The sequence below is a fragment of the Pirellulales bacterium genome, assembly GCA_035939775.1.
GTDB lineage: Bacteria > Planctomycetota > Planctomycetia > Pirellulales > DATAWG01 > DASZFO01.
In genome coordinates this window covers 26631-33625 of the sequence record DASZFO010000372.1, presented here as the reverse complement: position 1 = coordinate 33625, position 6995 = coordinate 26631, and the positions used below count along the sequence as shown (strand labels likewise).

The following is a 6995-nucleotide window of genomic DNA, read 5'->3' as shown; positions in this document are numbered from 1 at the left end:
AGCAACCGCCGGCCGGAGCATCAAGCGGCGAGCCGACTACGTAGCCTAACTTCGTTCAACGACGGTCCCGACAGTTGCTTGGAGTTACGTTAGCCGGCCGGAATTCGGTCTCGCCGATGGGTGCGCACTCTCGCCGATTGCTCCGCGAATAAACGAAAAGCTAGCGGCCAATATTATGTCGAACATATACTCGGTCGCCACGGAGTTCCTTGAAAGGACTCGGAAGCACTGGACCCCCGCCCCCGATGTCTGGTTAGCCTCGCTCTCGGATGACGAAAACAAGCTGGTTCGCGGCATTGAGCAATTCGGTCTTGAGGGAGATTTCAGAGCGCTTTCTGACATCGTGCTTGGCTGCCATAACAAGTACCAATTCGCGAAAACATGGAGGTTACTTCGCAACGATTCGGAGAAAACGTTCCGCGTCTATAGTGCCGGTAACGCGAATTACTCGCCGGAACTGAACAGGATCATGCGCGAAGTATCCCTGCGAATTATCAAGCGCAAGCACGACGCTATGGCAGAGTGGTTCTTTATTCGCTGGGCAGACCGTTCCGACACGGCGGGCATGAAAGGTCTCGGTCATGACGAGTACCGAAAACTCATCGAGCGGTATGCTGGCGGGGGTGTCGGCTGCGTCCTTGTCTGCGCTACCGTACTCGGCGGGTGTTCGGGCGTATGTTTTCTGGCTTGGTTATTAGCCCGCTGTTGACGTTGTGCAATGGAATCCCCCGCATCATTCACGCTCGGCGCGTCGTCAAGGCAACTGAAGCCAAAGAGCGCCGGCCGGTCGTTGTCAACGTCGTGCAAAACGCCGGGCCGAAACGATAGGCCGCCGTGGTTGAATCGGTTGTGAATTCAACTGTGGCGATCGGCCGGCCGCCGTGCCGGCCTCACGCGAGTAGGGCCGCCTGGACTCGAACCAGGAACCAACAAATTATGAGTTTGCTGCTCTAACCAATTGAGCTACGGCCCCGATAGTGTGGTTATACAAGGGTCGGGGGTCGCGGGGCTAGGGATGGGGTGAAGGATGAAGGATGAGGTCGGGAGCGGGCGACGCATGTTGCGATGTGCCGCGGGGCGGTGTATGAATGGGTGAACGTGGCGGACGGAACGACGGCGCTCGTCGTTACGTCGCACGGACACTTCGGTTCGCAAGTGAACCGCTTAACGAGACCGAGCACTCGCACGATCATTTCACATGAAACTATCGGGAAAAACGGCGCTGGTCACTGGCGGCGCGACTGGGATCGGGTTTGGCATTGCCGCGGCGCTGGCTGATGAAGGATGCCGGGTGGCGATCGCTGGACGGCGCGAGGAGAAGCTGCGCGAGGCGGCCGGGAAATATCGCGGGGCGATGCCGCTCTTGACGCACGCCGTCGATGTGGCCGATCGGGCGAGCGTGGCCCGGCTGTTTCAATGGGCGGCCGAGAAGCTCGGGCCAATCGATATTCTCGTGAACGGGGCGGGGCTGAATGTCGTGCATCGTTTGTTGGCCGAGACGACGTCCGAGGAATGGGACCGGCTCGTGACGATCAATGCCACCGGGGCGTTCAACTGCTTGCAGGCGGTGCTGCCGCAGATGCGCGAGCGGCGCGACGGGCTGGTGATCAATATCTCGTCGATCGCGGGGAAGCGAGCGTTGCGGCTGGGGGGCGTGGCGTATTCCGCCTCGAAGTTTGCGATGTCGGCGCTTGGCACATTTGCTTCGAATGAAGAAGGGCGGAACGGCATCCGCGTGACGAATATCTATCCGGGCGAGGTGGATACGCCGATCCTCGACAATCGGCCGACGCCGGTCACTGCCGAGCATCGCGCGCGAATCTTGCAGGCCGAGGACGTGGCGGCGGCCGTGGTGATGATCGCCTGCCTGCCGCCGCGAGCGCACGTGGCCGAGTTGGTCATCAAGCCGACGACGCAAGAGTATGCTTGAAGAATGTTGAAGGACGAATGACGAATGTCTAAAGAATGACGAAGCACGAATGACTAAGAAGATCAAATCCGCTTGCGATTCGTCATTAGTGCTTCGTCATTCTTTCGTCATTCGACGTTAGACATTCGTCATTACTCGAGCCAGCGCTTGTTCGTAAAACTCCACCAGACGGCGCGGCGCAGCGATTCGTCGAAGCTCACTTTGTATTCGAAGCCCAGGCCGCTGAGCTTGGTGTCCTTCAGGGCGTAGCGCAGGTCATGGCCGGGGCGGCTGGAGTGGAAGTCGATCAGCTCGCAATTGAGCGGCTTGCCGAGAATGTCGGCGATGAACTGGGCCATCTCCAGGTTGTTCACCTCTTTGTGGCCGACGATGTTGTATTTCTCGCGCTTCTGGCCCTTCTCAGCCAGGAATAGCACCGCGTCGGAGACGTTGCGGGCGTGGATGTAGTGCCGGCTTCCCGGCTCGTTGGCCTTGTTGCAATGGATCAGCAGCTTCTCGCCGTGCAGAATCCGCTTGATGCACATCGGGACGAACTTTTCCGGATGCTGCCGCTCGCCGAACACGTTCATCGAGTGCGTCGTGATCACCGGCAGGCCGTAGGTGTTGGCGAATGCAATTCCCAACTCTTCCGCGCCGGCTTTCGTGGCTGAATAAGGATTCGTCGAGTCGTAACGGTCCCATTCGGCGTAAAAAGTGCCGTGCGGGGCAGGGCCAAAAACTTCGTCGGTCGAGAAATTCACGAGCGATTGCAGCGAATCGACATGCCGAGCGTAGTCGAGCAGATGCGCGCTTCCCACCACGTTGTCGTACACGAACGACAGCGGATCGGCGATGCTCCGATCGACGTGCGATCCTGCCGCCAAGTGAAAGATATGCCGCACCTTTCCGATCGAATGGGCGATCTGGCTATTGATCGCCGCTTTCAAATCGTGCCAGACGAAATGGAATCGCTTCTTATAGTCGGGCGTGCCGTCGAGGATTTCGGTGAGCCGGTTGAGATTGCCAGAAGTGTCGAGCCGATCGAGGCAGACGATCTGCCAGTCGGTGTTCTTGAAGAGATGCTCGATCAGATGGTGGCCGATGAAACCGGCGCCCCCCGTTACCAGAACACTGCTCATGACTCGTATTCACTCCGTAGCAGAGACATCAGGATCGAGTCTTCATAGGTCCCGTTGCGAAAAATCCGCTGCCGCAGCCGGCCATCGACGCGGAACCCGAGCCGCTCGTAAACATGGATCGCCCGCTCGTTCGATTCGAGCACTTCGAGGTAGACCATGTGCATGTTGAGCTGGTGGAAGAGATAGTCCAACAGCCAGGCATACACCTTCGCCGAGAGCCCCTTGCCGCGGTGCTGGGGGACAAGGTCCAGGCCGACGGCGCAGTTGCGATTGATTGAATCGATGCGATCGATCCGCACCAGCCCGACGAATTCCCCGCATTGCACCGGGACGCTCGGCGAATTGAGCCACTCGAAGACGGAATAGCGCTTCGACGTGGCGGGAAGGCCGCGGAGCCACATTTCCGTTTGCGCCGCGTTGTATTGATTCGCGTCGTGCAGGTGCAGCAGCGTCGATGGATCGTTGCGCAGGGCGACGATCTGCGAAACGTCGGCCAGCTCCGCGGGCTTGATCCAGATTTCGTCCGGCATTACCAGCCTCGCTTGATCGTATCGATGATGTGCCGCCGCTCTGCGTCGCCAAGCCACCAGCCAACCGGAATGCAAATCATATCATCGGCGATCTGGTCCATCTGCGGCAAGTCGGCGCGAAACTCCGCCAAAGCGCCGTATTTGTCGTTGCGAGCATGGACTTGATTCACTTGGATGCCGTGGCTTTCCATCGAGCGCACGAACGCCGGCCGATCAGCCACTCGAATCGTGAACAGCCAGTAGGAGGAATCGAATCCCTCGCGGCGCTCAGGAAGCATCAGCCCGGGCAGGTCGCGCAGCTCCTCATAGTAGACGCGGGCGTTTTCCTTGTGCCGGGCGACCAAGCCGGCGACGTGCGGATAATTCGCCAGCCCGATGCTCGCCGCCACGTCGTTCATGTGGAACTTGAAGCCCCAATCGGGGATGTCTTGGCTGCTGCGAAAGTCGAGCTTGTTGTCACGATCCAGCCCGAACCAGCGGGCTAATCGAGCCTGGCGACAGAGCCCCTCGGAAGGGGCGATCAGCAGGCCGCCGTCTGATGTGGTCAGGGCCTTGATCGCTTGAAAGCTGAAGCAGGCGAAGTTGTCTTGGACCGCGCCGACGCGCTTGCCGCGGTAAAAAGATTCCCAAGCATGGGCGCAGTCTTCGACGACGATCAGGTCTTGCCCATAGCGGCGGCGATATCGGGCCTTGATTTCGCTCAGTCGCTCATAGTCGATCGGATAACCTCCCCAATGGACGAACAATAGAATTCGGGTCTCGGAAGTCAGCTTTCGCTCGACATCGGCCAAATCGATGTTCAGCGTACGCTGATCGACATCGGCCCAGCGGATCGCCAGGCGATTGGCGACCACGGGAAAATTTGTCGCCGCGCAGGTGAGCGGCGATGAGATCACCTCGGCGGCATCCGGCAGCCCGTATTCGCGCTTGATCAGATGCAGCGCGAGATGGATCGCCGAGGTGCAGGAATTGACCGTGCAGATCCGCTCATTGGCGAAATGCTCACTGAGCAATTGCTCGAAGGCATCGACTTTGGGGCCTTGGGCGATATAGCCCGAGAAGAGAGTCTGTTCGACCAGCTCTTTGGCTTCCGGGGCGACGAAGACTTTGAAGAGCGGAAGCACGGCGGAGGTCGGAGGTCGGAGGCCAGTGGTCGTTCGTTAGCCGGTTCGCTTGCGAACCGACGGGTGCAAGTTTGGCGAGGCGTTTACACAAGAACTGAATTCCACGCGGATTTGGCGCGCACAGCGCGCCCTAATCAAACTGTTTTACGCGGCGTCGGACGCGGATCGTGTGCTGGGCGACGAGTTCGCCGTTAGGTCCCAATGGCCGCGGGCGGTGGTGACGATTTGCCGCACGGTTTGCAAGTCGGCCCTCGCAGCAAGTTTGGTCGCGAATTTCCCGATCGTCAGCAGATTAATGTGCAGCTTCATGTGCAAGTGGATGCCGAAAAGTTTATCCTCCCAAAAATAGGCGTCGGTCGATGCCTTGGCAAATTGGTGCTTGCAGATGTCGCTCAACTGGCGCGTCGTGTGGCGATACGGTGTTGGGCCGGCCGAGTAGGAAGGGAGCGCCACGTCGTGCGGCGAGTTGCTGTATCGAGTGCAAATCTGGAAGCCTGTGTCGGCCATGACGTCCAGACGGGATACGTCCGGCATGAAATCGAATTTGGCGACGTCGACTTGCTCCGTGTCGACGAACATGCAAAAGGCGCACGGGAAGTCTTGACGGCGCGGTTTGTTGGGATCGATGGCGTAGGGCGCCCCGAAGAATGCCAACCGCTGAGAGGTCATGTGATCAAGGATTAGAGCCAGCGGCGGCACGACGAAGAAGTCGGGATCGAGAAACAGCGCGAACCGCGTCTTGATGTGCGGCAATGTGGCATTGAGCCCCAGGGCGTGATGGTAGCTGGCGGCCTTGATGTTCTGGTTGCCGGGGCCGATGCTCGCCGGCGCGATCGCGCCGGGAATCACGGTGAATCGAGGGAGGTCTTCCACCGGGCCGTTTTGCGCGACGATCCAGCGCACATCGCCATTGATTTCGCGAGTCAAATCGTAGTTGGCGGCTAGATGCAGCCCGCTGTGAAACGAGACCGAGCAGATGGTCAGATCATTCATCCGAAGTTCCCTTTTCGCGCATTGAGCTTGTCGGCTGGGCCGATCTTGATGGATTCTCGCCATTTCAGCAAGTTCATTCGCGCCGCTCGGCAATATTCGGAACGGCACGGAGACGGAACTCCGCGGAGTCGGAACGGCACGGAGGCCCGTTCCCTACAGGCGGCGTAGCCGCCGAGTTGCAGGGAACGACCTCCGTGGCGTTCCGTGGTGTGGGACGGATTGCGGCAGGCCCAGGACAATTCCTCGGTTTATGTCGTCTGAAACGGCAATGCCGAGGCGAACAGTGGTGGGGCCGTGCCGGACCGCCCTAACTTCGTATATTGCCGAGACATTTTCTTTTCCGTAATCGCCTCCACGTCCGATGTAGTCAATGCATGGTCAGGAGGACCCGATTTGCACGGAGGCAGAGAAGATGTGGATCAACACAACTCGTTTCGGTCGGCTCGAAGTCGGCGCCAATGATCGGCTTCTCTTTCCCGCGGGAATCCTCGGGCTGGAGGATTGCCGCGAATGGGTCTTGCTGGCGGATGCCGAGAACGATGCCTTGGGTTGGCTGCAGAGCACGGCGCGTCGCGAAATCGCGGTGGCGGTGATTAGCCCACGTCGGTTTGTGGCAGGCTACCAATTGCGCGTGTCGCGAAGTGAACTTGCGCCGCTCGAACTGACCGAGCCGCGGCAGGCCCAAGTGTTGGTCATCGTCGGCAAGAACGAGGGCACAATCACCCTAAACCTTAAAGCCCCGCTGGTGGTCAACCTCCAGCGGCACTTGGGGCGACAGGTGATTGCCAACAACGATTATCCGATTCAATACGAACTAAACGTCACGCGTCGTTTGCTTAAGACCGCGTAGTTAGGAAGGAGCCACCGATGCTTGTGTTGTCGAGACAGCGCGACGAAAGCATCGTGATCGGTGATAACATCGTCATCACGATTGTCGATATTCGCGGCGATAAGGTGCGGCTAGGGATCAACGCCCCGGCGGAAATCCCCGTGCACCGCCAGGAGGTCTACGACGCGATTCAGCGCGAAAACCTCCGCGCGAGCCGGTTGGAACCGAGGGATACGCAGGCCTTGGGGAAACCCGCCGGCGATCGCCCTCAGCCCGGGCCAAGCGGGAAAAGCTGAGCCGACTTTCTCGTTTGTAGCGATTAGCGCGGCGCGCACGCGCGGCGGACCAGTTTGCAACACACCCAAGAGGGTTGTTTTATTTGGTCTTTGCCAATTCGCCTGCCGAAATAGATTCTGGAGTGCAGGATTGGTGGAATTCCTTATTTTACCTAAAGCCCTCATTTTGAATAGT

General features: G+C 59.1%; 8 protein-coding genes and 1 tRNA gene. 4 read left to right on the top strand and 5 right to left on the bottom strand.

Translation table 11 applies throughout. The features are described from left to right. The first annotated feature begins 175 nt into the window (after positions 1 to 175). Positions 176 to 709, top strand: a complete 534-nt coding sequence (locus VGY55_24680) for a hypothetical protein (GenBank protein ID HEV2973185.1) — start codon at positions 176 to 178, stop codon at positions 707 to 709. A gap of 190 nt (positions 710 to 899) precedes the next feature. Here VGY55_24680 and VGY55_24675 read toward each other — a convergent pair. Next, positions 900 to 973: transfer RNA gene (locus VGY55_24675), tRNA-Ile, on the bottom strand. A gap of 225 nt (positions 974 to 1198) precedes the next feature. Here VGY55_24675 and VGY55_24670 point away from each other — a divergent pair. Continuing rightward, positions 1199 to 1930 carry an SDR family oxidoreductase gene (locus VGY55_24670; GenBank protein HEV2973184.1) on the top strand — a complete coding sequence of 244 codons (732 nt, stop codon included), beginning with the start codon at positions 1199 to 1201 and terminating at the stop codon, positions 1928 to 1930. 131 nt (positions 1931 to 2061) lie between these two features. Here VGY55_24670 and VGY55_24665 read toward each other — a convergent pair whose 3' ends face one another. From VGY55_24665 to VGY55_24650, 4 genes are all read right to left on the bottom strand, one after another. Next, the gene (locus VGY55_24665) at positions 2062 to 3048 is read right to left on the bottom strand and encodes a GDP-mannose 4,6-dehydratase (protein HEV2973183.1); all 987 of its coding nucleotides are present in this window, start codon (positions 3046 to 3048) and stop codon (positions 2062 to 2064) included. Continuing rightward, a complete protein-coding gene (locus VGY55_24660; protein ID HEV2973182.1) occupies positions 3045 to 3578 on the bottom strand; it encodes a GNAT family protein in 534 nt (177 codons plus the stop codon). Before VGY55_24660 ends, VGY55_24665 begins: the two co-directional genes overlap by 4 nt. Beyond that, a complete protein-coding gene (locus VGY55_24655; protein ID HEV2973181.1) occupies positions 3578 to 4702 on the bottom strand; it encodes a DegT/DnrJ/EryC1/StrS family aminotransferase in 1125 nt (374 codons plus the stop codon). Before VGY55_24655 ends, VGY55_24660 begins: the two co-directional genes overlap by 1 nt. 144 nt (positions 4703 to 4846) lie before the next feature. Beyond that, positions 4847 to 5695 carry a hypothetical protein gene (locus VGY55_24650; protein ID HEV2973180.1) on the bottom strand — a complete coding sequence of 283 codons (849 nt, stop codon included), beginning with the start codon at positions 5693 to 5695 and terminating at the stop codon, positions 4847 to 4849. 412 nt (positions 5696 to 6107) lie between these two features. On the opposite strand from VGY55_24650, the gene fliW reads away from it, so the two are divergent. Then, entirely contained in the window at positions 6108 to 6545 is a 438-nt protein-coding gene (fliW, locus tag VGY55_24645) for a flagellar assembly protein FliW (GenBank protein ID HEV2973179.1), read from the top strand. A 17-nt stretch (positions 6546 to 6562) separates the two neighbouring features. Continuing rightward, entirely contained in the window at positions 6563 to 6820 is a 258-nt protein-coding gene (gene csrA / locus VGY55_24640) for a carbon storage regulator CsrA (protein ID HEV2973178.1), read from the top strand. The last annotated feature ends 175 nt before the right edge of the window (positions 6821 to 6995 follow it).

Coding starts and splice junctions, on each gene's coding strand:
- VGY55_24680 (HEV2973185.1), top strand. CDS start 176: ATGTCGAACATATACTCGGTCGCCACGGAGTTCCTTGAAAGGACTCGG.
- csrA (HEV2973178.1), top strand. CDS start 6,563: ATGCTTGTGTTGTCGAGACAGCGCGACGAAAGCATCGTGATCGGTGAT.
- VGY55_24660 (HEV2973182.1), bottom strand. CDS start 3,578: ATGCCGGACGAAATCTGGATCAAGCCCGCGGAGCTGGCCGACGTTTCG.
- fliW (HEV2973179.1), top strand. CDS start 6,108: ATGTGGATCAACACAACTCGTTTCGGTCGGCTCGAAGTCGGCGCCAAT.
- VGY55_24670 (HEV2973184.1), top strand. CDS start 1,199: ATGAAACTATCGGGAAAAACGGCGCTGGTCACTGGCGGCGCGACTGGG.
- VGY55_24665 (HEV2973183.1), bottom strand. CDS start 3,048: ATGAGCAGTGTTCTGGTAACGGGGGGCGCCGGTTTCATCGGCCACCAT.
- VGY55_24650 (HEV2973180.1), bottom strand. CDS start 5,695: ATGAATGATCTGACCATCTGCTCGGTCTCGTTTCACAGCGGGCTGCAT.